26 protein-coding genes and 1 riboswitch are annotated in these 22,282 nt (G+C 69.0%); of the genes, 11 read left to right on the top strand and 15 right to left on the bottom strand.

The annotated features are described in order from the left end of the window. Positions 1-155 precede the first annotated feature (155 nt). A riboswitch (TPP riboswitch) is annotated at positions 156-265 on the top strand. From RN51_RS00330 to RN51_RS00340, 3 genes are all read left to right on the top strand, one after another. Next, positions 258-914 (top strand): ECF transporter S component, encoded by a 657-nt coding sequence (locus tag RN51_RS00330; protein WP_045262061.1) that lies wholly within the window; start codon positions 258-260, stop codon positions 912-914. (Overlaps the previous riboswitch by 8 nt.) Before the next feature lie 2 nt (positions 915-916). After that, entirely contained in the window at positions 917-2,368 is a 1,452-nt protein-coding gene (locus RN51_RS00335; RefSeq protein WP_419865787.1) for an ABC transporter ATP-binding protein, read from the top strand. After that, positions 2,365-3,144, top strand: coding sequence for an energy-coupling factor transporter transmembrane component T family protein (locus tag RN51_RS00340; RefSeq protein WP_045262062.1), 780 nt, complete (start codon positions 2,365-2,367; stop codon positions 3,142-3,144). Before RN51_RS00335 ends, RN51_RS00340 begins: the two co-directional genes overlap by 4 nt. Here RN51_RS00340 and RN51_RS00345 read toward each other — a convergent pair. The 6 genes from RN51_RS00345 to RN51_RS00370 all read right to left on the bottom strand — a co-directional run bounded on the left by RN51_RS00345 (position 3,141) and on the right by RN51_RS00370 (position 6,805). Then, complete coding sequence (locus RN51_RS00345; protein ID WP_231579163.1) at positions 3,141-3,485, bottom strand: CHY zinc finger protein; 345 nt, start codon at positions 3,483-3,485, stop codon at positions 3,141-3,143. The genes RN51_RS00340 and RN51_RS00345 overlap by 4 nt on opposite strands. Then, complete coding sequence (locus tag RN51_RS00350) at positions 3,482-4,207, bottom strand: aminoglycoside 3'-phosphotransferase (protein WP_045262063.1); 726 nt, start codon at positions 4,205-4,207, stop codon at positions 3,482-3,484. Before RN51_RS00350 ends, RN51_RS00345 begins: the two co-directional genes overlap by 4 nt. Before the next feature lie 33 nt (positions 4,208-4,240). After that, entirely contained in the window at positions 4,241-5,194 is a 954-nt protein-coding gene (locus RN51_RS00355) for a cytochrome c oxidase assembly protein (RefSeq protein WP_045262064.1), read from the bottom strand. Further along, entirely contained in the window at positions 5,191-5,727 is a 537-nt protein-coding gene (locus RN51_RS00360) for a signal peptidase II (protein WP_052674516.1), read from the bottom strand. Before RN51_RS00360 ends, RN51_RS00355 begins: the two co-directional genes overlap by 4 nt. Next, positions 5,717-6,148, bottom strand: a complete 432-nt coding sequence (locus RN51_RS18615) for a hypothetical protein (RefSeq protein ID WP_052674517.1) — start codon at positions 6,146-6,148, stop codon at positions 5,717-5,719. Before RN51_RS18615 ends, RN51_RS00360 begins: the two co-directional genes overlap by 11 nt. Before the next feature lie 249 nt (positions 6,149-6,397). Beyond that, positions 6,398-6,805 (bottom strand): hypothetical protein, encoded by a 408-nt coding sequence (locus RN51_RS00370; protein WP_045262066.1) that lies wholly within the window; start codon positions 6,803-6,805, stop codon positions 6,398-6,400. A gap of 226 nt (positions 6,806-7,031) precedes the next feature. On the opposite strand from RN51_RS00370, the gene RN51_RS00375 reads away from it, so the two are divergent. Further along, the gene (locus RN51_RS00375; protein ID WP_045262067.1) at positions 7,032-7,790 is read left to right on the top strand and encodes an SDR family NAD(P)-dependent oxidoreductase; all 759 of its coding nucleotides are present in this window, start codon (positions 7,032-7,034) and stop codon (positions 7,788-7,790) included. A gap of 45 nt (positions 7,791-7,835) precedes the next feature. Next, a complete protein-coding gene (locus RN51_RS00380; protein ID WP_045262068.1) occupies positions 7,836-8,666 on the top strand; it encodes an SDR family oxidoreductase in 831 nt (276 codons plus the stop codon). Between the two features lie 176 nt (positions 8,667-8,842). On the opposite strand, the gene RN51_RS00385 is transcribed toward RN51_RS00380, so the two are convergent. Both RN51_RS00385 and RN51_RS00390 read right to left on the bottom strand, forming a co-directional pair. Then, a complete protein-coding gene (locus tag RN51_RS00385) occupies positions 8,843-9,592 on the bottom strand; it encodes a sulfite exporter TauE/SafE family protein (RefSeq protein WP_045262069.1) in 750 nt (249 codons plus the stop codon). Further along, positions 9,589-10,176, bottom strand: a complete 588-nt coding sequence (locus RN51_RS00390; RefSeq protein WP_231579164.1) for an ankyrin repeat domain-containing protein — start codon at positions 10,174-10,176, stop codon at positions 9,589-9,591. Before RN51_RS00390 ends, RN51_RS00385 begins: the two co-directional genes overlap by 4 nt. On the opposite strand from RN51_RS00390, the gene RN51_RS18620 reads away from it, so the two are divergent. After that, positions 10,175-10,369: a hypothetical protein gene (locus RN51_RS18620; protein WP_231579165.1), complete on the top strand. Its 195-nt coding sequence runs from the start codon at positions 10,175-10,177 to the stop codon at positions 10,367-10,369. The genes RN51_RS00390 and RN51_RS18620 overlap by 2 nt on opposite strands. Here RN51_RS18620 and RN51_RS00395 read toward each other — a convergent pair. Beyond that, positions 10,350-10,988, bottom strand: a complete 639-nt coding sequence (locus tag RN51_RS00395; protein WP_045262071.1) for a bifunctional 4-hydroxy-2-oxoglutarate aldolase/2-dehydro-3-deoxy-phosphogluconate aldolase — start codon at positions 10,986-10,988, stop codon at positions 10,350-10,352. The genes RN51_RS18620 and RN51_RS00395 overlap by 20 nt on opposite strands. Positions 10,989-11,050: 62 nt before the next feature. After that, positions 11,051-11,590 carry a ribosomal protein L7/L12 gene (locus tag RN51_RS00400; RefSeq protein WP_045262072.1) on the bottom strand — a complete coding sequence of 180 codons (540 nt, stop codon included), beginning with the start codon at positions 11,588-11,590 and terminating at the stop codon, positions 11,051-11,053. 70 nt (positions 11,591-11,660) lie between these two features. On the opposite strand from RN51_RS00400, the gene rlmN reads away from it, so the two are divergent. Then, positions 11,661-12,947 carry a 23S rRNA (adenine(2503)-C(2))-methyltransferase RlmN gene (rlmN, locus tag RN51_RS00405; protein WP_197073147.1) on the top strand — a complete coding sequence of 429 codons (1,287 nt, stop codon included), beginning with the start codon at positions 11,661-11,663 and terminating at the stop codon, positions 12,945-12,947. Here the strand turns inward: rlmN and RN51_RS00410 are convergent. Beyond that, the gene (locus RN51_RS00410) at positions 12,896-13,540 is read right to left on the bottom strand and encodes an NAD(P)H-dependent oxidoreductase (protein ID WP_045262073.1); all 645 of its coding nucleotides are present in this window, start codon (positions 13,538-13,540) and stop codon (positions 12,896-12,898) included. The genes rlmN and RN51_RS00410 overlap by 52 nt on opposite strands. 65 nt (positions 13,541-13,605) lie before the next feature. Here RN51_RS00410 and RN51_RS00415 point away from each other — a divergent pair, with 65 nt between their 5' ends. After that, the gene (locus tag RN51_RS00415; protein ID WP_045262074.1) at positions 13,606-14,178 is read left to right on the top strand and encodes a TetR/AcrR family transcriptional regulator; all 573 of its coding nucleotides are present in this window, start codon (positions 13,606-13,608) and stop codon (positions 14,176-14,178) included. A gap of 156 nt (positions 14,179-14,334) precedes the next feature. After that, complete coding sequence (locus tag RN51_RS00420; RefSeq protein ID WP_045262075.1) at positions 14,335-15,966, top strand: DUF4407 domain-containing protein; 1,632 nt, start codon at positions 14,335-14,337, stop codon at positions 15,964-15,966. Positions 15,967-16,001: 35 nt separating this feature from the next. On the opposite strand, the gene RN51_RS00425 is transcribed toward RN51_RS00420, so the two are convergent. Further along, entirely contained in the window at positions 16,002-16,310 is a 309-nt protein-coding gene (locus RN51_RS00425) for a hypothetical protein (protein WP_045262076.1), read from the bottom strand. Positions 16,311-16,362: 52 nt separating this feature from the next. Here RN51_RS00425 and RN51_RS00430 point away from each other — a divergent pair, with 52 nt between their 5' ends. After that, positions 16,363-17,865 carry a PLP-dependent aminotransferase family protein gene (locus RN51_RS00430; RefSeq protein ID WP_231579166.1) on the top strand — a complete coding sequence of 501 codons (1,503 nt, stop codon included), beginning with the start codon at positions 16,363-16,365 and terminating at the stop codon, positions 17,863-17,865. A gap of 63 nt (positions 17,866-17,928) precedes the next feature. Further along, positions 17,929-18,942, top strand: a complete 1,014-nt coding sequence (locus tag RN51_RS00435; protein ID WP_045262077.1) for an aldo/keto reductase family protein — start codon at positions 17,929-17,931, stop codon at positions 18,940-18,942. A 104-nt stretch (positions 18,943-19,046) separates the two neighbouring features. Here RN51_RS00435 and RN51_RS00440 read toward each other — a convergent pair whose 3' ends face one another. The 3 genes from RN51_RS00440 to RN51_RS00450 are packed head-to-tail and all read right to left on the bottom strand — an operon-like array spanning position 19,047 to position 22,240. Continuing rightward, complete coding sequence (locus tag RN51_RS00440; RefSeq protein WP_197073148.1) at positions 19,047-19,967, bottom strand: carbohydrate ABC transporter permease; 921 nt, start codon at positions 19,965-19,967, stop codon at positions 19,047-19,049. Then, positions 19,964-20,926 carry a carbohydrate ABC transporter permease gene (locus tag RN51_RS00445; RefSeq protein WP_045262078.1) on the bottom strand — a complete coding sequence of 321 codons (963 nt, stop codon included), beginning with the start codon at positions 20,924-20,926 and terminating at the stop codon, positions 19,964-19,966. Before RN51_RS00445 ends, RN51_RS00440 begins: the two co-directional genes overlap by 4 nt. A 3-nt stretch (positions 20,927-20,929) precedes the next feature. Next, positions 20,930-22,240, bottom strand: coding sequence for an ABC transporter substrate-binding protein (locus RN51_RS00450; protein WP_045262079.1), 1,311 nt, complete (start codon positions 22,238-22,240; stop codon positions 20,930-20,932). Positions 22,241-22,282: the final 42 nt, after the last annotated feature.

The following is a 22,282-nucleotide window of genomic DNA, read 5'->3' on the forward strand; positions in this document are numbered from 1 at the left end:
CCGTAAACGAGTGACCGCTTCAGATCCCGCCGACGACGCCCGTCGCCTCGTCGGCGGGATCTGAAGCGGTCACTCGTTTACGGTACCCAATCCCGGGCGTGTTCCGTGGCGCCGGCGCCTTGTCGCTACGGGGGTGTCGCCGACGGTAGGATCGTCACCACAACCACGGGAGTCCGGCGAGCCGGGCTGAGAGGGAGCGAATCGCGCTTCGACCGTCGAACCTGATCTGGGTCATGCCAGCGCAGGGAGGAGTTCAGATGAGTACGCCTACGGCCGCATCCACGCAGCAGGCATCCGCCGCCGCACAGGACCCGAACCGCACATCGATCTGGCGCTGGCGCGTCGTCGACATCGTCGTCGCCGCTGTCCTCGGCGTCGCGATCGGCCTCGTTTTCTGGGGATGGAACACGATCGGCTATGCCTGGTTCGGCGCGGCCGACGCTCTGACCCCCGGTCTCGGCGGCATCGCCGTCGGCATCTGGCTGCTCGGCGGCGTCGTCGGCGGGCTCGTGATCCGCAAGCCAGGCGCGGCGCTGGTCGTCGAGCTCGTCGCTGCGATCGTGTCCATGCTGATCGGCAACGTGTGGGGCGTCTCGACCGTGCTGTCCGGCATCGTGCAGGGTCTCGGCGCGGAGATCATCTTCGCCCTGTTCTTCTACCGTCGTTTCGGGATCGCCGTCGCCGCGCTCGCCGGTGTCGGGGCCGCGGTCGCCGCCTGGGTGTTCGAGCTGTTCTACGGCAGCTCACCGAACATCCTCAAGTCCGTCGAGTTCAACACGATCTACCTGGTCAGCGTGGTCGTCTCCGGAGCGATCCTGGCGGGTGTCGTCGGGTGGCTGCTGGTGCGCGCCCTCGCCGTCACCGGTGCACTGAACCGCTTCGCCGTCGGGCGAGAGCACGTGCGCGAGGTCTGACCGTGACCATCGCCGCCCCGGCCCGCGTGCAGGCTGCGGGCTGGGGCTGGCGGTACGCCGGTCGGAGGCTGCCCGCCGTCGAGGACGTCTCGTTCACGATCGAACCGGGTGAGCGGGTGCTGCTGCTCGGTGCATCCGGCGCCGGGAAGTCCACGCTGCTCGCGGGCCTCGCCGGTGTCCTCGGCGGCGACGACGAGGGCGTGCGCACGGGGTCGCTCCGCATCGACGGTGCCGCCCCCGAATCGCGGCACGGACAGGTGGGACTCGTCCTGCAGGACCCCGATGCGGGGATCGTGCTGTCGAAGGTCGGCGACGACGTCGCGTTCGGGTGCGAGAACCTGGGCGTGCCGGCGTCCGAGATCCCCAGCCGTGTCTCCAAAGCGCTGGATGCTGTCGGACTCGATGTGCCGCTGCAGCGTCCGACGAAGGCACTGTCCGGCGGACAGAAGCAGCGTCTCGTGCTGGCCGGTGTGCTCGCGATGCGTCCAGGGCTGCTGCTGCTCGACGAGCCGACCGCGAACCTCGACCCCGAAGGTGTGCGCGAGGTGCGGGCGAGTGTCGAACGTGCGGTCGGCGCTTCCGGGGCGACGCTGATCGTGGTCGAGCACCGCACACCGATCTGGGTCGATCTGATGACGCGGGTGATCGTGCTCGCAGCCGACGGCGGACTGCTCGCCGACGGAGAGCCGGCCCAGGTGTTCGCGGCCTACGGCGACGTGCTCGCGGATGCCGGCGTGTGGGTGCCCGACCGGGGGATCGACCTCCCCGTGCTGGAGCAGGTTCCGGCCCTGGACGCGCTCACCGCATCTGGCCTGACGATCGGTCGCGAGCAGGGGGCACCGGTGCAGCGTGGGCTCGACCTGCGCGTGCCGAGGGCGAACGCCACCGTGATCACCGGGCCGAACGGCGCGGGCAAGTCGACGCTCGCCCTCACGCTCGCCGGACTCATCCCGGAGCTGGACGGAGAAGTGCGCTCGTCGCCCGAGCTGGCGGGGCGCAAGGGGACGCGCCCCATCCGCTGGACCTCGCGCGAGCTGCTCACCCGCATCGGGATGGTGTTCCAGGAGCCGGAGCACCAGTTCCTCGCCCAGACCCTTCGCGACGAGCTCGCGGTCGGCCCGCGGGCGCTCGGTTGGGACCGGGCGAAGACGGATGCCGTCGTCGACGATCTGCTCGAACGTCTCGGCCTCGCCCCCCTCGCCCTCGCCAACCCGTTCACGCTCTCCGGAGGGCAGAAGCGGCGACTGTCGGTGGCGACCGTGCTGGCCGGGGCGCCGGAGGTGATCGTGCTCGACGAGCCGACGTTCGGACAGGACCGTCGCGGATGGATCTCGCTCGTCGCCCTGCTTCAGGAGGAGATCGCGCGCGGCCGATCGATCATCGCGGTCACGCACGACGACGCGGTGATCCGGCACCTGGGCGGTCATCGCATCGAGTTGGGCTCGTCGTCGTGACGGCGACCGAGACCGTGCGCCCGGTCTGGCTCGACGGTGTGAACCCGGTGACGAAGCTGCTGCTCGCCCTGCTGCTGTCCGTGCCGCTGTTCGCCTCCATCGACATCACGAGCGCGCTGGCGGCGATCGTCCTGCAACTGCTCTGCCTGCCGTTGACGGGGCTGCGTCTGTCGACGGTGCTGAAGCGCCTGCTGCCGATCGCGATCTTCGCCCCGATCGCGGGTGTGAGCATGCTGCTGTACGCCGAGCCGGCCGGGCGCATCTACTGGACGTTCGGCTTCGCGACGATCAGCGACGACTCCATCACGCTCGCGATCGCGGTGAGTCTGCGAGTGATCGCGCTCGGGCTCCCCACGATCCTGCTGTTCGGCGGCACCGACCCGACCGAGCTCGCCGATGCGCTGGCGCAGGTGGCCAGACTCCCCAGCCGCTTCGTGCTGGGCATCCTCGCCGGCACGCGCATGCTGGGGCTCTTCCTCGACGACTGGCGCACCATGAGTCTGGCCCGTCGCGCGCGCGGTGTGGGCGACAAGGGTGTGCTGCGACGGTTCTTCTCGATGGCGTTCGTGCTACTCGTGTTCGCGGTGCGGCGCGGCTCCAAGCTGGCGCTCGCGATGGAGGCGAGGGGCTTCGGCTCCGGTATCCCGCGCACCTGGTCGCGTCCCTCCCGGCTGCACCCGCGGGATGCGGTGGCCGTGGTCGGCGGGATCGCGATCATGGCGCTCGCCCTCGCCGCCGCCGTGCTCGTCGGGACGTTCCGCTTCGTGTGGAGCTAGCTCGGATCGACCTGGAAGTACAGCTCCCGGTGCAGCGCGCACCGCTCGTTGAACAGGCCGGCGCACTGCGGGCACGCCGTCACCGTGAAGTACTCGGCGATCGTGAGCTCGTGCCCGCACGCGCCGCAGAGGATCGCCTTCGTGCCGTGCTGATCCGGCGCCCACTGCTGTGCGGGATGCTCCGCGGTCTCCTCGTGGCAGCGGTGGCACGGGTAGTACTCGCCGCAGCAGGCGAAGCGGATCGCGATGATGTCGGTCGGGCCCCGATAGTGCACGCAGCGGGTCATGTCGTCGACGACCGGACCGAGCACACGGGGCCGTGCGTCGGGCGCGATGCTCACGTCTCGTTCCAAAGGCGACGGTAGTACTCGAGACGCTCACGGTCGGGTTCGACCCCGTACGCCTCGATGAGCGTGTCCTCCCAGCCCTCGCCGAAATTCCACATCGTGCTCATCGACGCCACCGCGATGTCGGCCCAGCGGTCGGCGACTCCGAGCGCGGCGAGATCCACGAACGCGGCGGGCCGGCCCTGAGCGTCGAGGAGAGTGTTCGGCATGCAGGCGTCGCCGTGACACACCACCAACCGGTCGATCGTCGGCGCCTGGAGCAGATCCTCGGGCACGATCGTGCCGCGGTCGGCGGCGTTGGCGATCCGCCATTCCGTGCTCCACTCCCACGGGCACTCGGCCACGGGCAGCGTGTCGTGCAGCATCCGCAGGCCCGCCCCGACCGCGCGTACCGCGGTCTCCGGGCGGTCAGCCCAGCGGGGGTCGATGGCGCTGCTCGCATCCAGCGCGACCGTCACGAGCCACTCATGCGTGTCGTCCTGCCCCTGGTCGAGCACCTCTGGCACAGGGAGCCAGGTGCGTGCCCACCGCATGCGCTCGGCTTCGTCGCGCATGTTCGCCTCGTCGTCGAGCGGGCCCCACTTGATGTACCGCCCGTCGTCGGTGCGGAAGGTCAGCCCGCCGATCCCGTTGAGCCAGACCGGCACGAGCGCGGCGCCGCGCGCGAGCTCGCGAACCTTCATCGGCACGTCGAGGGAAGCAGAGGGAATGCTCATCCGTCCATCCTGCCCGACGGGCACTGCACCGGCTCAGCGGCGGTCGTCACGGAGGCCCTCCAGATAGGCGTTGTAGGCGTCGAGCTCGGTCGTGCCGTGCGCATCCGCATAACGGTCGGCGGCAGCGGCGCGGGCCGTGTCGTCGCGGAACCACCGGTGCATCACGTAGACGAGCATCAGCAGGGTCGGGGCTTCGCCGTATGACCATGCCAGCCCGCCTGCCAGCTGCTGGTCTTCGAGCGGATTCACCCCGAGTGCCAGAGTCGGTGCGATGAAGTAGTCGACGAGCATCGTGGTCGCCATCATCAGGAAGACACCGAAGAATGCGTGCAGGGCCGCTTCCGCGAAGACGTCCAGGGCCCGACCGCCGTGGCCGAGCCGCACCGGGAGCGGGTCGGAGCTCAGCACGGGGATGGCGAAGAGGATGCCGACGACGAGGAACCCGACCTCCAGGGCGAGGTGGCCTCCGGGCGCTGCGAGCACACGGTCGGCGAGGCCAGCCAGGTACAGGCCGTAGAACGCGATCAGGTACACCGGCAGCGCGATCCACGGGCTCAGGATCCACCGGTAGATCCTGCTGCGGAGCCCTCCGTGCGCGATACGCAGCACCGCGGAGCCCCACCCGCGGTGCGGTGTCGCCCGCAGGAGGAGCGTGCCCGGCGAACCGAGCACCAGCAGCGGAGGGACGGCGATCATCAGGGTGAGCTGCTGGAACATGAACACCGACATCAGGGCATAGCCGTACACCTCGACCCCGAGGCCCGTGGTGGCTGCGAGCGCGAGGCATCCCAGGAGGAAGACGACGGTTCGCCACACGGGCCACCGACGGTGCTGTCGCCGCAACCGGAGTGCACCGGCCAGATAGGCGACCGCCAGCACTGCCGCGACCAGGGGCAGGAGGGGGAACGGTCCCGCGGCCGGAATGAGGAAGACCGGTGTGAGGAAGTCGGACAAGGTCGGCGGTGCATCGGGCATCCAGTCGTTCATCCGGTCGAGTCCTCCCGCGAGCCGTCCGGTCGGTCGATGGTCTGCCTCGTCCGCGCTGCCGCACGCTGGTCGGACAGGAGCCCGACGACGAGGAAGACACCCCCGATCGCGAGGGCGACATCGGCGAGGTTCCCGATGAACCAGTTCCCGTACGCGAGGAAGTCGGTGACGTGACCGCGACCGAATCCGGGAGGTGCGAGCAGACGGTCGAGCACGTTTCCGATGGCACCTCCGAGGATGAGGCCCAACCCCCAGGCCCGCACCTTCGTGCGGGCGCGGGTCGCGGCGACGAACAGTGCAATCACCGCACCCACTCCCACCGCGGTCAGCACCCACGTCGCCCCTGACCCGAGCGACAGGATCGCGCCGGGGTTGAAGGCGAGCTGCAGACCCAGCACATCACCCAGCAGGGGTATCCGCTCCGTCCCGCTGAGCCCTGCGATCGCGGCGGCCTTGCTCGCCTGGTCGATGAGCACGATGGTGCCGGCGACGACGAAGGCGATCCCGTATCGGGGACTGTTCTCACGCAACACCGGAACCCTCCTTCCCGGCAACGGTCTCCGCACGGTCGCGCCGACGCCGCGCGCGCGCCGAGGCGAGAACGCCGAGCGCTCCGGCCGCGAGGAGGAAACCGATCCCGAAGAGGAAGGCGACGCCGAGGAAGCCGAGATCGGTGCGCTGCACCCGCTGTTCGCCGTTCTGCTGCTCATGCGTGGTGCCGGTGGTGGGAGTCGGAGTCGGAGTCGGAGTCGGAGTCGGAGTCGGGGCCGGGGCCGGGGCGGCAGCGGGAGGTGAAGCGGAGGCCGCTGTACGGCTCTGGGTGTCGGCGACACTGCGTTGCTCCCCGGCCATCGCCGGCTCCACAGGGAGGAGCATGAGCAGAGCGCTGAGGGCAGCTGCAGCGATCGCTGTGCGGACCGGAGGCCCAGAGGCGACGCCGACTGACCGGCTCACCGTCCTCGCCTATCCGGTGTGAGCGGTCCGTCGTGGTTCGATGTGCGTTTCATGGGTTCTCCTTCTCAGGGTCAGCACGGGTTCTCAGGGTCAGCACGGGCATGGCGTCGGATGCCGTCACGAGGGGTCGCGAGATTCCGGGTGGGAGCGGGCGCGATCCGGATACCGGGGCGTGCCTTTCGAGGCAGCGAGCCGTGGAGCCGCGCGACGCCGAGGGAAGGCGCCGTCCTGATGACGGCGCGTCGACGATCAGGTTCGGGAGAGGCCGAGCTGGATCAGGGAGACCGCGGTCACGCGGGGGTGCAGGGGAGAAGCCGGATCCGAGGGCAGCGAGCGCGCCCTCTCCCGGATGGTCGAGAGCTGTCCGGGGCGCCGGAGCACGCGAGACACCAGGAGCATCGCGGCGAGGCCGCACAGCACCCCGAGAACGCAGAGTGCGGTGCCGACGAGGGCGCTCGTGCCGGGGGACGGAAGGGCGACCTGCGTCTGGACCTCGTCCCGTTCGCCCGTGCCCTCGAACGCGGCGTCGTCGAACGCGTCGATGGCCACAGCGGCGAGGGAGGGGGCCGCGCCGTTCTCCCCGGCATCGCCGTGTGCGGTCACCGCGAAGGCGAAGAGGAGCAGGAGCGCCAGGCTCACGGTGGTAATGAGGCGCATTATCACCGGCTGGTCGACAGTCGCCGTGGATCGGTGGATCCCGGGCGGGCGGCGCATTCTCCGGATCCTACTCCCACGGCTTATCGCGTTCCTTCGGGTGGGCGACGGGAACTATGCTCGGTCGCGACGCAGTCGCCCAGAGTCGTGGTGAAACCAAGAACCACGTAGGCTGATACTGCGTTCCATCACGGCATGTCGCACGACGGCGTTCGAAGGAGAACATCAGATGCAGATCAGCGGACAGGGTGCACTCATCACCGGCGGAGCCTCCGGACTCGGGCTCGCCACGGCGCGACGGCTGGTCGCCGCGGGTGCACACGTGACGATCATCGACCTGGCCTCGTCCAAGGGCGCCGAGGTCGCGGACGAGCTCGGCGGTCTGTTCGTCGCAGCCGACGTGACCGATGCCGAGGAGGTGCGTGCGGCTGTCACGGCCGCACAGTCGGCGGCTCCGCTGCGCGTGGTCGTGAACTGCGCCGGGATCGCTCCGCCCGCCAAGGTGCTCGACCGTGAGGGCAACCCCGCCGTGCTCGCCGACTTCGAGCGTGTGATCCGCATCAACCTCGTCGGCACGTTCAACGTCATCTCGCAGGCCGCCGCCGTCATCGCGACGAACGAACTGCACGACGAGGAGCGTGGCGTCATCGTGAACACCGCGAGCGTCGCCGCGTTCGACGGGCAGATCGGCCAGCCCGCCTACTCCGCGTCCAAGGGCGGCGTGCACGCCATGACCCTGCCGGTGGCGCGAGAACTCGCCCGCCACGGCATCCGCGTCTGCACGATCGCCCCCGGCATCATGGAGACGCCGATGCTCATGGGACTCCCGCAGGCCGCCCAGGACTCCCTCGGCCAGCAGGTGCCCTTCCCCTCCCGTCTCGGCCGCCCCGACGAGTACGCGGCCCTCGTGCAGCAGATCGTCGAGAACGGCTACCTCAACGGCGAGACCATCCGCCTCGACGGCGCCATCCGCATGGCCCCGCGCTGAGTCCGCGGCGTCCCTCCCTTCGTGATCGAGAACCAAGGAGAACCCATGTCCCTTGCCGGCAAGACCATCCTGATGTCGGGCGGCAGCCGCGGCATCGGCCTCGCGATCGCACTGCGGGCGGCCGCCGACGGTGCGAACATCGCCATGCTCGCGAAGACCGATACCCCGCATCCGAAGCTCGAGGGCACGATCCACACCGCCGCCGAGCAGATCCGCGCGGCGGGCGGCCAGGCTCTGCCGATCATCGGCGATGTCCGAGTCGACGACGACATCACCGAAGCGGTCATGAAGACGCAGGGCGAGTTCGGCGGCATCGACATCGTGATCAACAACGCCAGCGTCATCGATCTCTCGCGCTCGCTCGACCTGAACGCCAAGAAGTACGACCTGATGCAGGACGTCAACGTGCGCGGGACGTTCATGCTCTCCCGCGCGGCGGTGCCGATCCTGAAGGATGCCGAGAACCCGCACATCCTCTCGCTGTCGCCGCCCCTGAACCCGTCCCCGAAGTGGCTCGGCGCGCACACCGGCTACACCCTCGCGAAGTTCGGCATGACGATGGCGACGCTCGGTCTTGCCGCCGAGTTCGCCCGCGACGGGATCGCCGCCAACACGCTCTGGCCGCGCACCACGATCGCCACCGCCGCGGTGCAGAACCTGCTCGGCGGCGACAAGGTCATGGCCGCGAGCCGCACGCCCGACATCTACGCGGACGCCGCCTATGCCGTGCTGCTCAAGCCCGCCGCGTCGTACACGGGGCAGACCCTCATCGTGGAGGATGTGCTCGAAGCCGACGGCGTGACCGATTTCTCCCGCTATGCGGCGATCCCCGGCACCCCCGACACCGCCCTGTTCCCGGACATCTTCCTCGACTGAGCTTCCCTGCTGCCGCAGCTGCCCGAAGTCGGAGGCCGAAGTCGGAGGCCGAAACAGAGACCATCCGACGTCAGGGCCGCGTGTCGGGCGACGCCACGCCGCACTGAACCTGGTTCGTCTCCGTTTCGGCCTCCGTCTTGGCGGGAGGGGGGTGAGGGCGCGTGGTGTGGGTGTGGTCAGAACAGGAGGTACACCGCGCCGACGATCGTAAGGGCGATCACGATGCGGTCGAACACGCGCTGATCCATGCGGCGGGCGACACGTAGTCCGAGGAGCGCACCGACGACGACGAGCGGGGCGAGCACGGCGTCCATCAGCAGCACGGGCGTCTCGAACAGTCCGAGGCCCGCGAGGAAGGGTACCTTGAGCACGTTGATGATGGCGAAGAACCAGGCGGACGTGCCGAGGAACACCTGCACGGGGGTGCGGGTGGCCAGGAAGTACATCGACATGACCGGGCCTCCGGCGTTGGCGACCATGGTGGTGAAGCCGCCGAGGGTTCCGTAGGCGCCCGCCAAGACGATGCCGCTCGACGGGGGAGCCAGTTCGTCCGCCCTGCTCTGCCGCCACCGTCGCCACAGCGTCACGGCGATCATCAGCAGCAGGATCACACCGATCGCCCGTCGGACCACGCCGTCGCCGGCGAAGGCGAGGAACGCGAACCCGACCAGCAGGCCGGCGATGACCGCGGGCGCGAGTCGCAGGAGCGTGGGCCAGTGGGCGTGCCGACGGTAGGCGGTCAGGGCGAACAGGTCGCCGACCATCAACAGCAGCAGAGTCGCGGCTGTCGAGGTGCGGGCGGGCAGCACCGCGGCGAACAGGGCGATGGCCAGGATGCTTCCGCCGGGGAGTGCCGTCTTCGAGATGCCGATCGTCACCGCGGCCACCGCGAGCGCAGTCCAGGCCCACGGTTCGAGCAGGATCATCGTTGGAGCTCGTCCACGATCGCGTCGTAGCCCCGCGCCTTGGCGAGCTCGATCGGGAGCACGCCGTCCCCGTCGGGGATGCTCGTGTCCGCTCCGCCGTCGATGAGCGCCCGCACCACCTCGACGTAGGTGGATGAGCCGTCGCCGAGCACGATCGCCTCGTGCAGCGCCGTCCAGTTCAAGTTGTTGATGTGGTTCGGGTCGACACCGGCCTCCAGCAGGATGTCGATCGTCGAGAGGAGCCCGCGTTCGGAGGCCGGGATCAGCGCTGTGCCGCCGAAGCGATTCGTGCTCGTGAGGTCGGCGCCGTTGTCGAGCGTCATCAGGAGGATCTCGTCGTGCCCACGCGCACCGGCGTAGAGGTAGGCGGAGTCCTGGATGTCATCCTTGGCGTTCACATCAGCGCCTGCGTCGATGAGCACGCGTGCCGCGTCGACGTGATCGGCCTTCGTCGCGGCGATCAGTGCGGTCATACCGCCGGACCCCCGCGCCTCGATGTCCGCGCCTTCGTCGATGGCCTTCCGGGCGGCGACGGCATCTCCCGTCGCTGCGGCGGCGAGCAGACTGCGGGTGGCATCGGTCATGACGGACTCCTGGGTCGACGAGCGCGGATCAGGCGCCGACGGAGGCGTGGCCGACGTGCAGCCGGTCGCGGTCAGCAACACGATCGCGACGGCGCCGATCGACAGCATCCGTCGCGCACCCATGCATCCGGTATACCAAACGATCCGGAGTGTGGCGATCTATCGCATCGTGCTCAGCCGCGCGTGGCGGTGAGTGCCGCGGCGAACCGTGCCGCGCGCTGCTCGATGTCGATCCAGTCGGCGTTCTTGATCGATGCGCCGTTCGCCAGGTCTCCGCCCGCACCGACGGCGACCGCTCCGGCGGCGAACCAGGCGGCGAGGTTGTCGGGGTTCACTCCGCCGGTGGGCATCAGCGGGGCGTCGGGGAACGGTCCGCGCAGGGCGCCGAGGTACGACGGTCCACCGAGTGATGCGGGGAAGATCTTCACGACGTCGACGCCGAGCTCGAGTGCGCCCATGACTTCGGTCGGGGTCATGGCGCCGGTCATCACGACCCGTCCCGTGTCGAGCATGCTGCGCGTGAGGTGCGGCAGGGTGCCGGGGCTCACGAGGAACTCGGCTCCCGCATCGGCAGCCTGCTCGGCCTGCGCGGCAGTGGTGACGGTGCCGGCCCCGACATAGGCGGCGTCGCCGTGGCGGGCGATGAGCTCGCGGATGACGGCGGGCGCGTCGGGAGTGGAGAAGGTCACCTCGATGCCCGTGACCCCGCCGCGGATGATCGCCTCCGAGGCCTCGATGGCCAGTTCAGGGGAGGGTGCGCGGAGGACGGCGAGGATGCCGGTCGTGCGGGCGCGGTCGAGACGGTCGGGCATGGGGCTCCTTCATCGGGCGGGCTCGTCCATTCTCCCGGGCGCAGCCTGTAATGACAACTCGATCAGGAGGCGTGGGTGTGCGGCCAGGCGTCGATCACGTTCTTGGATTCCTTGAGTCCGAGCCCCGTGTGCTCACGGAGGGTCTTGATCGCCGCGATGGCTGAGCCGCCCGCGACCTGCGCGTCGATCGTCGAGGCCACCGACGGCGGCAGCGAGGCGCGGACCGACGAAGGAGTCGCAGTGATCGACGAATGCGGCGCGGTCGTGTGCGAGACGGCCGCGGGGTGCGGAGCCGTCGTGCTGACCGACCAGTGCTCGATGCGGTCCTTCGCCTCTTTGAGCGAGACGCCGGAGTGATCGCGGTAGACCTTGATGGCGTGGATCTTCTGACCTGCCACCACGAGGCGGTCGACCTCGGCGACGACCTCCGGGGTCAGCCCTGGAGTCGTCGCGGCGGAGGGGGGAGGGGCGGCGTGCGGAGCCGTGGAGAACAACGGAGGATCGGGGAGTTTCGGGCGCATCCCTCGGACGGACACGGCGAGGACCGCGACGATCACGATCAGGCCGACGACGATCGCGATGATCCACAGCACGGCATCCATGGGCTCAGTCTAGGGAGGCGGTCCCTCGCGCCCGGGGTCTTCCCATCCGCCACCGCGTACCCTGGAAGGTATGACCGAGACTCCCCGCACGCGCGAGACGCGCCCCGCAGCACCCGCGTCGTCGCGTTCGGGGGCCATCCGCGAGACCAAGAAGCCGCAGGTGCGCCCTGCGACCGAGGGCTGGACGCAGCAGAAGGATGCCGAAGGGCGCCCGCTCCTGCAGTTCGCGAGCCCCAAGCGCGGCAAGCCGCCCGTGCACCTCGCCGACCTCACCCCCGCCGAGCGCATCGACAAGGTGAAGGAGCTCGGCCTGCCCGGCTTCCGCGCGAAGCAGCTCGCGACGCATTACTTCCGGCACTACACGTCGGACCCCGAGCAGATGACCGACCTCCCCGCGGACACCAGGGAGCAGCTCGTCGCCGGGATGCTGCCGCCGCTGCTCACCGAGGTGCGTCGCCTCGAGACCGACCGCGGTGACACGATCAAGTTCCTGTGGCGCCTGCACGACGGTGCGCTGGTCGAGTCGGTGCTCATGCGTTACCCGGGTCGCATCACGCTGTGCGTCTCGAGCCAGGCCGGGTGCGGCATGAACTGCCCGTTCTGCGCGACCGGACAGGCGGGACTGACTCGCAACATGTCGACCGCGGAGATCGTCGAGCAGATCGTGCGCGCCAACCGGCTGATCGCCGAGGGCGGCCTCGGCGGCAAGAAGGCCGACGACCACAGCATGGACCGCGTCTCGAACATCGTCTTCATGGGCATGGGTGAGCCGCTCGCCAACTACAAGCGCGTGATGGACGCCGTGCGCACGATGGTCGCCCCGCAGCCCGACGGCCTCGGTATGAGCGCTCGCGGCATCACCGTCTCGACGGTCGGCCTGGTGCCGGCCATCAAGAAGCTCGCCGATGAGGGCATCCCGGTGACCTTCGCCCTCTCGCTGCACGCCCCGGACGACCATCTGCGCGACGAGCTCATCCCGGTGAACTCGCGGTGGAAGGTCGACGAGGCCCTCGACGCGGCCTACGACTACTACGCCAAGACGGGTCGTCGCGTCTCGATCGAGTACGCGCTGATCAAGGACATGAACGACCACGCCTGGCGCGCCGACCTGCTGGCGGACAAGCTCAACCAGCGCGGACGCGGGTGGGTGCACGTGAACCCGATCCCGCTCAACCCGACCCCCGGCTCCATCTGGACGTCGTCGGACAAGGATGTGACGGACGAGTTCGTGCGCAGGCTCAACGACGCCGGCATCCCGACGACCCTCCGCGACACCCGCGGCAAGGAGATCGACGGGGCGTGCGGTCAGCTCGTCGCCACGACCGAGGACGAGGCGGCTTCCGCCGCGATGGGCTGAGACCCCGCGGCGATGGGCTGACGGACACCGTCGCGGCGTCCATCCGCGGCGCCGAGTCGTTCTGCGTGGTCGAGCCACCGGTCGATGGTTGCGGGCGTCGCGTCCTTCACACCGAGCATGCGGTGCGTGCGCACCGAGCGGATCCCGCAGAAGCGCATGGTGCCGCGGGCGACATGGGTCTGTGCGGGAAGTCCCGTGAACGGCACGAAGTACCAGGGCGTGTCCGCCAGCAGGAGCAGCCTGCCGTGGCGCGCCGGCAGCAGCCCGTCGACCAGGCCGAGCTTGTTGTAGCGGTACTCCTGCTGCGGCAGCAGGGCCCTGTCGAAGAAGCCCTTGAGCAGCGCCGGGACCGAACCCCACCACAAAGGGGTCGCGATGACCACGGTGTCGGCCTCCTGCAGTGCCCGCTTCGCCTCGACGAGGTCGGGCTCCAACGTCATGCGCTCGCGATAGCCGAAGCGCAGGCTCGGGTCGAAGTCGAGGTCGCGCAGGGCGAGCACGCGGGCGTCGCCGTGCCCCGCCGCGTAGCGCTGCGCGAGTGACGCGGTCAGGGAGCGGGCGTCGGGGTGGCCGTCGATCACGAGTGCGGGCATGTCAGGTTCCTATCTGGACAGTGTCAAGCTGGTGGACACTGTCAAGATAGGAGAGGATGTTGCGCATGTCAAGTTCGAAGGACGGCTACCACCACGGCGATCTCGCACGCGCGCTGGAGGACGCCGCGATGCAGCTGCTGGAGCGCATGCCCGCAGCCGAGATCAGCCTGCGCGAGGTCGCTCGTGCCGCGAGCGTCAGTCACAACGCCCCGTACCACCACTTCTCCGACCGGCTCGGACTGCTCAAGGCGATCGCCGAACGCAGCATGGCCGACCTCCTCGAACAGGTGCGCACGGCGACCGAGTCCGCGTCGACACCCGAGGCCGCGCTCACCGCCGGTGGTGGCGCCTACATCCGCTTCGCCGTCGAGCACCCGCACGCGTTCGATGCCGTGTACGACCCCACAGTCTGCATCCCCGGGGCGCCCACTCCGACGATGGCCCCGCTGATCGACGGACTCGAAGCCGTGCTCGCCCGGGCTGCCGTCGCCGCGGGCCTCGACCGCCCGACCGACGCCGTGGCGCTGTGGGGACTGATCCACGGGCTGGGCACACTCGCCGCCGCCGGGCACTTCACGCTCGACGCTGCGCTCGCCACCTACACGGCCACGCTCGACCGGCTGCTCCCGGCCGGCTGAGCCCCTTCCCGGGTTCCGAATCGCGCGAATGGCTCGAAGTTCGCCCCGGATGGAGCCAATTGCGCGATTCGAACGTGGGGTCGGCTGAGCCAACCTGTGAGTCACTCAAAGGGCTCTTCCACGTTTTCCACAGGCGATCTTTCGTAGATTGTTCGAATGCCCTATTCCGCCCATCGACCGGGTCGCTACGACTCGCAGGGTCGGATCATCCTCGACAGCGAACCCGACGCCGTCACGGATGACCTCGACTTCCTGCGTGAGTTCGAGCCCACCGGAACGGAAGACGCCGCCCGAGACGCGTCTTCGGCCGAGGCGACCCCGATCGCCGGTGCCCGCACAGCAGAAGAGACCGTCCCGGAGGAATCCGCCACGGTGAAGCCTCCGCGTGCGCCCCGTGTCCGTCGCCCTCGCACGCCGCGCGAACCGCGCACTCCGGGCTCGCGCGCCCGCACGCTCGCGATCCTCGGTGGTGCGGAGGGCGAGATCCTGGACCGGGTCCCCGGTGAGACGCCCCGTTTCGTGCAGATGTTCTTCGTGCTCGCAGGTACCGCTCTGGTGTCCGCGATCTCGATGTTGTTCGCCCTGACCACCGGTGTGCAGGCGGCCGTCTGGCTGGCCGTGCCGCTGGCGTTGGTCTGGGCGCTCATCATCTTCAACCTCGACCGCTTCCTCACGTCGACCATGAGCTCGACGAGAAACGTCTGGCGCCTCATCGGGCTCGCCATCCCGCGAGTGATCATGGCCGCGATCATCGGGTTCGTCGTGGCCGAGCCGCTCGTGCTGCAGATCTTCCACAACGACATCGCGCGCGAGGTCGCCTCCACCAACATCACCCAGTCGCAGTCCGACCAGGAGGCGCTGGAGTCCGGGCCGGAGAAGATCGCGCTCGACGCGGCATCCGCCAAGGTCGCCGAGCTCGAGAACCAGGCGGCCACAGGTATCGTCGCGGGAACCGACTCCTCGTCGGCCACCGAGTCGGCGGCTCAGGCCACAGTCGATGACGTCACCGCGAAGATGACGGCTCAGCAGGCCGTGATCGACCAGGCCCGCGTGCTCTACCAGTGCGAGCTGACCGGAGAAGGCGCCGGCACCGTTCCCGGCTGCACCGGTGTCAACGGCCAGGGGGCCAGCTCCGACGCCGCGAAGGCCCAGCTCGCCGAAGCGCAGCAGACGTACGACGCTCTCGCCGCACAGCTGCGCACCGCGAACGAGGAGCTCGCCGCTGCCGGCACCGCGGCCAAGGAGAACACCACCTCGTCCGAGGCGCAGAACCGCGAGCAGGCGAAGTCGCAGCTGCCGACGGCTCGTGACTCCTACGACCAGGCGCTCGCCGCGTACAACGCCCGGGCTGATGCCGTGGCGCAGGGCAACGCGGGCGCGGTCGGCCTGCTCAGTCAGATCAGCGGACTGAACCGACTGAGCGAGAAGGAGCCCTCGATCCTCTGGGCGCACATCCTGATCGCGGCTCTGTTCTTCATGATCGAGCTGCTGCCGGTGCTGGTGAAGGTACTCACGAGCTATGGTGACCCGAGTCTCTACGAGAAGGCTGCCGCGATCCGCAAGCAGGTCGCCCTCGATCGGGTGACGGCCGAGGGTTTCCGCGACCGCGCGCAGATCGTGACCGATCAGTCCCAGGAGATACAGGCGGAGGCCGGTTCCGGCGAGCCGCAGACGCGCGCGGAACGCCGCGAGGCGGCCGAGGCACAGGAGCGGGAGCGGGCCGAGAAGCGTGCGCAGGCGCAGACACTCGAAGAGCAGGAGCAGCTGGTCCGTCCCACGATCGGCTGATCCCCGATGGGTGACCGGTGCCTGACGGGTGCCGGTCAGGCGAACTGAGGAATCCGCTCCGACACTCCCGGTGTCGGCTGCAGGCCGAGGTTGCGGATCCGGATGCTGCGGAGCGCTGGTTCGTCGCGGACGGCGCCGGCGATCGATCGGATCAACGCCACGGTGCTCGGAGTGTGTGCCCAGTGCGCGTCCGTCAGCAGCGCCTCGATGCGGGCGAGCGGCTCCCGAAGTGTCGCATCGTGCTGGCGAGCGTCCTCGCTGAGCCAATCCAGGAGTTGGCCGGTGGTCCAATCGGGGGAGATTGGTCCAGCATCCGGCGTTCTGGTGGCGGCGAGCGTGTCCATTGGTCCAGAATCTGGTCTCGTGAGCAGCGACGACAGGGCCAATGGTGAGCCAGTGGATCAGGATTCGGCCATCATTGCCGGGCACACGATGGCTGCCCGCCACACGACGGCTGCCGCGTGCACGACGGCTCTCGTGCACGCGGGCGATGTGTCTTCGGCCGCACTCTCGGCGCGACTCGGGCGGTGGACGCAGGGCGACGGCACCCTCGCCGCCCGTCTCTCACGGGGGATCGAGGCGCTGATCGCGGGCGGAGAGCTGCGACCGGGTGATCGGCTCCCGGCGGAGCGGGCGCTGGCCGTCGCCGGTTCGGTGTCGCGCGGCACTGTCGTCACCGCGTATGCAGACCTCGCCGAGCGCGGCCTCGTGGACCGACGGCAGGGGAGCGGCACACGTGTCGCCGGTCTCGCCACGACCGCTGCATCCGTACAGCGTCCCGGACGAGGGGAGGCGCTGTTCTCCGCGCTCCCCAATGCGATCGACCTGCTGCGCACCGTGCCGCAGATCTCGGAGTTGGGTGTGCAGCTCATCACGGACCACCAGCCGAGGCTCGACCTCGCTCTGCTGCCCGAGACCGACCCCGCCGGACTCCCGGCCCTGCGGAACCTGATCGCCGACATGTACACCGCCGAGGGGACGCCGACCACGCCGGAGCAGATCCTCGTCACCCACGGAGCGCAGCAGGCCATCAGCCTCGTCGTCAACGCGCTCGTGGGACCGGGCGACATCGTGCTCGCGGAGGAGATCACCTGGCCCGGCGTCACCGATTCGGTCGGCCTCCGCGGCGGCACGGTGCACGGCATCCCGATGGGCGTCGACGGACTCGACCTGGACGCGCTCGAACAGGCGCTCGCGCGACTGCGACCGGCGCTCGTCGCGCTCAACCCGCACCACCAGAACCCGACCGGTTCGCGCCTTCCGTCCGCGGCGCGGCATCGTGTCGCTGAGCTCGCCGCGCAATACGGCGTCCCGGTGATCGAGGACCGTGTGCTCGCAGGCATCTCGTTCGACGGAGTCGTGCCGCCCACGCTCGCGGCCGAGCGCGCCGATGCGCCGATCATCGTGGTCGAGTCGGTGTCGAAGTGGGTGTGGGCGGGGTTGCGGATCGGCTGGCTGCGTGCCGACCCCGTGCTCGTGCGGCGGTTGCGTGGTGCCAGGCAGCTGGCCGACCAGTCCACGAGCGTGCCCGGGCAGCTGCTCGCGCTCGACCTGATCGCCCGAGCCGACGACCTCCGCCGAGCGAACAGCCGCATCCATCAGGAGCGACTACGGCTGCTGCAGAACCTCATGGCCGAGCACCTGCCGGAGTGGATGGTCGAACCACCACGCGGCGGGCTGTCGCTGTGGGTCGCGGTGCCGGCCGGGTCGGCAGCAGCGCTCGCCAGGGTCGCGGCCGCGCACGGCGTCTCGATCGCCGGAAGCGCCGCGTTCGCCGTGACGCTCTCGCCGGACGACCACATCCGCATCCCGTTCACGGCACCGGACGACGTGCTGGCAGAGGGGGTCCGACGCCTCGGAGCCGCCTGGCGCGAGTACCGGGAGACTCTCGGGATGTGAGGATGCCTGATCCGACCGCCCCCATCCGGCCCCGCCGTGGTGGGCAGCCAGTAGCGTTGGTCCATGGTCAACTATCGCTATCTCGGCAACAGCGGTCTCAAGGTCTCGGAGATCACGTACGGCAACTGGGTCACGCACGCCTCGCAGGTCGGGGACGACGCCGCGGTCAAGACCGTGCACGCCGCCCTGGACGCCGGCATCACCACGTTCGACACCGCGGACACGTACGCCAACACGGCCGCCGAGGTCGTGCTCGGCAAGGCTCTGGAGGGCCAGCGCCGCGAGGGGCTGGAGATCTTCACCAAGGTCTACTTCCCGACCGGTCCCAAGGGCCCGAACGACACCGGCCTGAGCCGCAAGCACATCTTCGAGTCGATCAACGGCTCGCTCACGCGTCTCGGCACCGACTACGTCGACCTGTATCAGGCGCACCGCTTCGACTACGAGACCCCGCTCGAGGAGACGTTCCAGGCCTTCGCCGACGTCGTCCGTCAGGGCAAGGCGCTCTACATCGGCGTCTCGGAGTGGACCGCGGAGCAGCTCCGCGAAGGACACGCCCTGGCGAAGCAGCTCGGCATCCAGCTCATCTCCAACCAGCCGCAGTACTCGATGCTGTGGCGGGTCATCGAGGGCAAGGTCGTCCCCGCGTCGGAGGAGCTCGGCATCTCGCAGATCGTCTGGTCGCCGATGGCGCAGGGCGTGCTGAGCGGGAAGTACCTCCCGGGGCAGCCGGTGCCGGACGGCTCTCGTGCGACCGACCCGCACAGCGGCGCCGACTTCATCAAGACGTTCCTGCAGGACGACATCCTCACCGCGGTGCAGCGCCTCAAGCCGATCGCCGAGCAGGCGGGGCTGTCGATGCCGCAGCTCGCGATCGCGTGGGTGCTGCAGAACCCGAACGTCGCGGCCGCTCTCGTCGGCGCCTCCCGTCCGGAGCAGCTCGCCGAGACGGTCAAGGCCTCGGGCGTGAAGCTCGACGCCGACACGATGACCGCGATCGACGAGGCGCTCGGCGACACGGTCAACCGCGACGCCGAGAGCACCTACTCGGTGTCGCCGAAATCCCGGCTGGTCTGACTTCCTGATTCAGACGCCGATACCCATCGGAAACGTCGAGACCCACCCCCACAGACGTGTGTGGGGGTGGGTCTCGGCGTTGAGCGTGGGTCTCGACGCCCGAGTTACTCCTTGACCGCCCCGGCCGTGAGGCCCTGGACGATCCAGCGGCTGGCGAGGGCGAACATCACCATCGTCGGGAGGATCGTCAGCACGGCTGCGGCGCTCATGGAGCCCCAGTCGACGTTGAACGTGGAGATGAAGCCGTTCAGCGCCGAGGGCACGGTGCGGTTCGCGTCGGTGTTCATGAGCACGACCGACAGGAACAACTCGTTCCAGCAGTTCACGAAGTTGAAGATGAACGCCGCGATGATGCCGGGGGTCATCACCGGCACGAGCACCCGGAACAGGGCGCCAAGGCGCGAGCAGCCGTCGATCATTGCCGCTTCTTCGAGCGCGTCGGGGACGTTCTCGAAGAAGCCCCGCAGCATGACCGTGGAGAACGGGATGCAGATCGCGATGTAGACGAGGATGAGCCCCGGCTTGGTGTCGACGAGGCCGAGGTCGGTCATCATCGAGTACAGCGGTCCGAGGGCGATGAACGCCGGGATCATCTGCGTCAACAGGAACGCGATGAGCACCGCCCCCTTGCCGCGGAACTCGAACCGCGCCAGCACGTAGGCGCTGAGCAGCGCGATGAGCGTCGCCACCGCCCCGGCTGAAACCGCCACGATGGCCGAGTTCGCCAGGAACGTCCCGAACGAGCTCTTCTCGAACAGGCTCGTGAAGTTGTCCAGCGAGGGTTCGCTCGGCCAGTACTCGATCGGGAAGCGGTTGATGGTCCCCGGCGACTTGAACGCGGTGAGCGTGATCCAGTACAGCGGGAACAGGGTGATCAACAGCCACAGCCCCAGGCCGACGACACGCACCACACCGCCCGCCGTGACACGGGGCTTCGGGCGCGGTGCGGCCTTCGGGTCCGGGACCGTGATGCGACGGGTCTCCGTGACCGAGGAGCCGGTCCGGACGGATGAGGTGATGGTCATCGCTGCACTCTCCGCATCGCCATCAGGTAGAACGCGCAGAAGACCATGAGGAATGCCACGACGATGAGCCCGATGGCGCTCGCGATGCCGTAGTTGCCCTGCTGCGTGTAGTTGATCATCCACGTCGTGATGATGTGGGTCTGGTTGGCGGGGCCGCCGTTCGTCATCGCGTAGATGATGTCGGGGAAGTTGAAGATCCAGATCACGCGCAGCAGGATTGTCAGCAGCAGCGTCATCGAGATGTACGGGATGATGATCGAGAACAGCTGCCGCACCTTGCCGGCGCCGTCCAGGCTCGCCGCCTCCAGCATCTCGTCCGGCACCGACTGCAGAGCCGCGAGGATCATGATCGCGAAGAAGGTCACGCCGTACCAGATGTTCGCGACGATCACGGCGAACATCGCGAGCTTCGGGTCGGCCAGCCAGGGCAGCGGTGCGTCGATCAGCCCCGCCTTCATGAGCAGGTCGTTGACGACGCCGAACTCGGCGTTGAACATCCAGCGGAACAGCATGCCGATCAGGAACCCGGACACCGCCCAGGGGAAGAACACCAGCGCCTGGTAGAGCCCGCGGAAGCGGAACCTCTTGCGCAGGGCGAGGGCGATGAGGAATCCGATCACGAGCTGCGGCACGAGCGAACCGACCACCCAGAGGATGGAGTTCCAGGCCACGGTCGGGAAGGCGGGGTCGCGGAAGACGGCGAGGAAGTTGTCGAAGCCCACGAACGGGGTCGACGTGAGGTCCCACAGGTTCCAGTCGTGGAAGGCCATGCGGGCGCCCTGCAGCATCGGCCAGTAGGTGAACCAGCAGACGAAGACGATCGCCGGGGCGAGAAAGGCCAGCAGCGTGAGCGCGGTGCGGCCCCGGAAGGGGCGACGACGCGATGCCGGGGAGGCCCCGCCGACTGCGTGACTAGACGCGGTGCCGGCGGAGCCCCCTTCACGGATGGTGCGGGCCACGGATCAACCCTTCTCCGCGGCGTACTTCTCGGTCCAGAACGCATCCCACGAGGCGAGGAGATCCTTCGTGGACATGTTGCCGAGCAGCACGTTCTGCACGTCCTGGTCGGACTTCTGGATCCACTCGGTCCACCAGCTGACCCCGCGCGGCTGGCGCACGTTGACGTAGGTCTCCGGGTCCTCGGTCATGGTGACGTAGCTGGTCCACGGGCCCGACGAGTAGAAGTCGTCGTCTGCGGCGGAGGCGATGATGGGCACCAGGCTGTTGGCCTGCGCGAACTCGGTGGCGGGTTCGGCGGACGACAGGAACTCGACGAGCTTGACCGCAGCCTCCTTGTTCTCGCTGTTCTCCGCGACACCCCAGCCGGCGACGGCGAGGGGCTGTGCGGCCTTGCCGGACGGTCCGACGAGCAGCGGAGCGGTATCCCACTGGTCCTCGGTGAGCGACGAGTCCTGCACCGTCGCGATGACTTCGGGGTCCTGCAGGAGGAAGGCCGTGGTGCCGTTCGTGAATCCGGCGACCATCTCGGGGTAGCCCCACGAGACGGCGGACGGCGGCGACGCCTCCTTGAACAGGTCGAAGTAGTCGTCGACCGCCTCCTGCGCCTCGGGGGCGGCGAAGATCGTCGAGCCGTCCTCCATGAGGAACGCGTCCTCCGTGTCGAGGCCGTCGATCGTGTAGGCCTCGATCGCCGCGACGACGTTGCTGTTCGCGTTCTGGCCGCCCCGGAAGGCGTACCCGTAGATGTTGTCGGACGGGTCCTGGATCGCCGACGCCTGCTCCAGCAGGTCCTTCCAGCTGTGCGGCGGACCGTCGAAGCCGGCTTCCTTCACGAGGTCGGTGCGGTAGAACAGAGACAACCCGTAGAAGCCGTAGGGGACGAAGTAGCTCTTCCCGTCCTCCGCGACCGAGGCGGACTGCGCGTTGTCGGTCAGCGCGTCCCAGCCGTCCCACTTCTCCAGGTCGGGGCCGAGGTCGTACAGCCAGCCGTTGTTCGCGAACGGCCCGACGGTGATGTCGCGCACCTCGAGCACGTCGACGCCCTTGCCGGACTGCAGCATCTGCTGGATCTTCTGGTCGGCCTGCTCGGTGGGCGGGGAGACCAGGTTCACCGTGATGTCGGGGTTGGCCTTCTCGAAGTCGTCGAGGAGTCCGCGCAGCAGCTCGGTGCGGGCGGGGTTGGTCAGGCTCTCGACCATCTGCAGCTGGACGGAGCCGTCGTCGGAGGGACCGGAGCCTGCGGAGCAGCCGGTGAGGGCGAGGACGGCGACGGTGCCGAATCCCGCTGCGGTCGTCAAGATCTTGTTCTTCACGATGTGCCTCTCGATGGGGGTGGGGGGTGGGTGGTGCGGTCG

Source organism: Microbacterium oxydans, from assembly GCF_000956405.1.
GTDB classification, from domain to species: domain Bacteria; phylum Actinomycetota; class Actinomycetes; order Actinomycetales; family Microbacteriaceae; genus Microbacterium; species Microbacterium oxydans_C.

What these genes read in the sequence shown, in the direction of transcription:
- RN51_RS00330 (WP_045262061.1), top strand. Translation starts at nt 258, where the DNA reads ATGAGTACGCCTACGGCCGCATCCACGCAGCAGGCATCCGCCGCCGCA.
- RN51_RS00350 (WP_045262063.1), bottom strand. Translation starts at nt 4,207, where the DNA reads ATGAGCATTCCCTCTGCTTCCCTCGACGTGCCGATGAAGGTTCGCGAG.
- RN51_RS00355 (WP_045262064.1), bottom strand. Translation starts at nt 5,194, where the DNA reads ATGAACGACTGGATGCCCGATGCACCGCCGACCTTGTCCGACTTCCTC.
- RN51_RS00370 (WP_045262066.1), bottom strand. Translation starts at nt 6,805, where the DNA reads ATGCGCCTCATTACCACCGTGAGCCTGGCGCTCCTGCTCCTCTTCGCC.
- RN51_RS00375 (WP_045262067.1), top strand. Translation starts at nt 7,032, where the DNA reads ATGCAGATCAGCGGACAGGGTGCACTCATCACCGGCGGAGCCTCCGGA.
- RN51_RS00380 (WP_045262068.1), top strand. Translation starts at nt 7,836, where the DNA reads ATGTCCCTTGCCGGCAAGACCATCCTGATGTCGGGCGGCAGCCGCGGC.
- RN51_RS00385 (WP_045262069.1), bottom strand. Translation starts at nt 9,592, where the DNA reads ATGATCCTGCTCGAACCGTGGGCCTGGACTGCGCTCGCGGTGGCCGCG.
- RN51_RS18620 (WP_231579165.1), top strand. Translation starts at nt 10,175, where the DNA reads ATGACGGACTCCTGGGTCGACGAGCGCGGATCAGGCGCCGACGGAGGC.
- RN51_RS00390 (WP_231579164.1), bottom strand. Translation starts at nt 10,176, where the DNA reads ATGACCGATGCCACCCGCAGTCTGCTCGCCGCCGCAGCGACGGGAGAT.
- RN51_RS00395 (WP_045262071.1), bottom strand. Translation starts at nt 10,988, where the DNA reads ATGCCCGACCGTCTCGACCGCGCCCGCACGACCGGCATCCTCGCCGTC.
- RN51_RS00400 (WP_045262072.1), bottom strand. Translation starts at nt 11,590, where the DNA reads ATGGATGCCGTGCTGTGGATCATCGCGATCGTCGTCGGCCTGATCGTG.
- rlmN (WP_197073147.1), top strand. Translation starts at nt 11,661, where the DNA reads ATGACCGAGACTCCCCGCACGCGCGAGACGCGCCCCGCAGCACCCGCG.
- RN51_RS00410 (WP_045262073.1), bottom strand. Translation starts at nt 13,540, where the DNA reads ATGCCCGCACTCGTGATCGACGGCCACCCCGACGCCCGCTCCCTGACC.
- RN51_RS00415 (WP_045262074.1), top strand. Translation starts at nt 13,606, where the DNA reads ATGTCAAGTTCGAAGGACGGCTACCACCACGGCGATCTCGCACGCGCG.
- RN51_RS00420 (WP_045262075.1), top strand. Translation starts at nt 14,335, where the DNA reads ATGCCCTATTCCGCCCATCGACCGGGTCGCTACGACTCGCAGGGTCGG.
- RN51_RS00425 (WP_045262076.1), bottom strand. Translation starts at nt 16,310, where the DNA reads ATGGACACGCTCGCCGCCACCAGAACGCCGGATGCTGGACCAATCTCC.
- RN51_RS00435 (WP_045262077.1), top strand. Translation starts at nt 17,929, where the DNA reads ATGGTCAACTATCGCTATCTCGGCAACAGCGGTCTCAAGGTCTCGGAG.
- RN51_RS00440 (WP_197073148.1), bottom strand. Translation starts at nt 19,967, where the DNA reads ATGACCATCACCTCATCCGTCCGGACCGGCTCCTCGGTCACGGAGACC.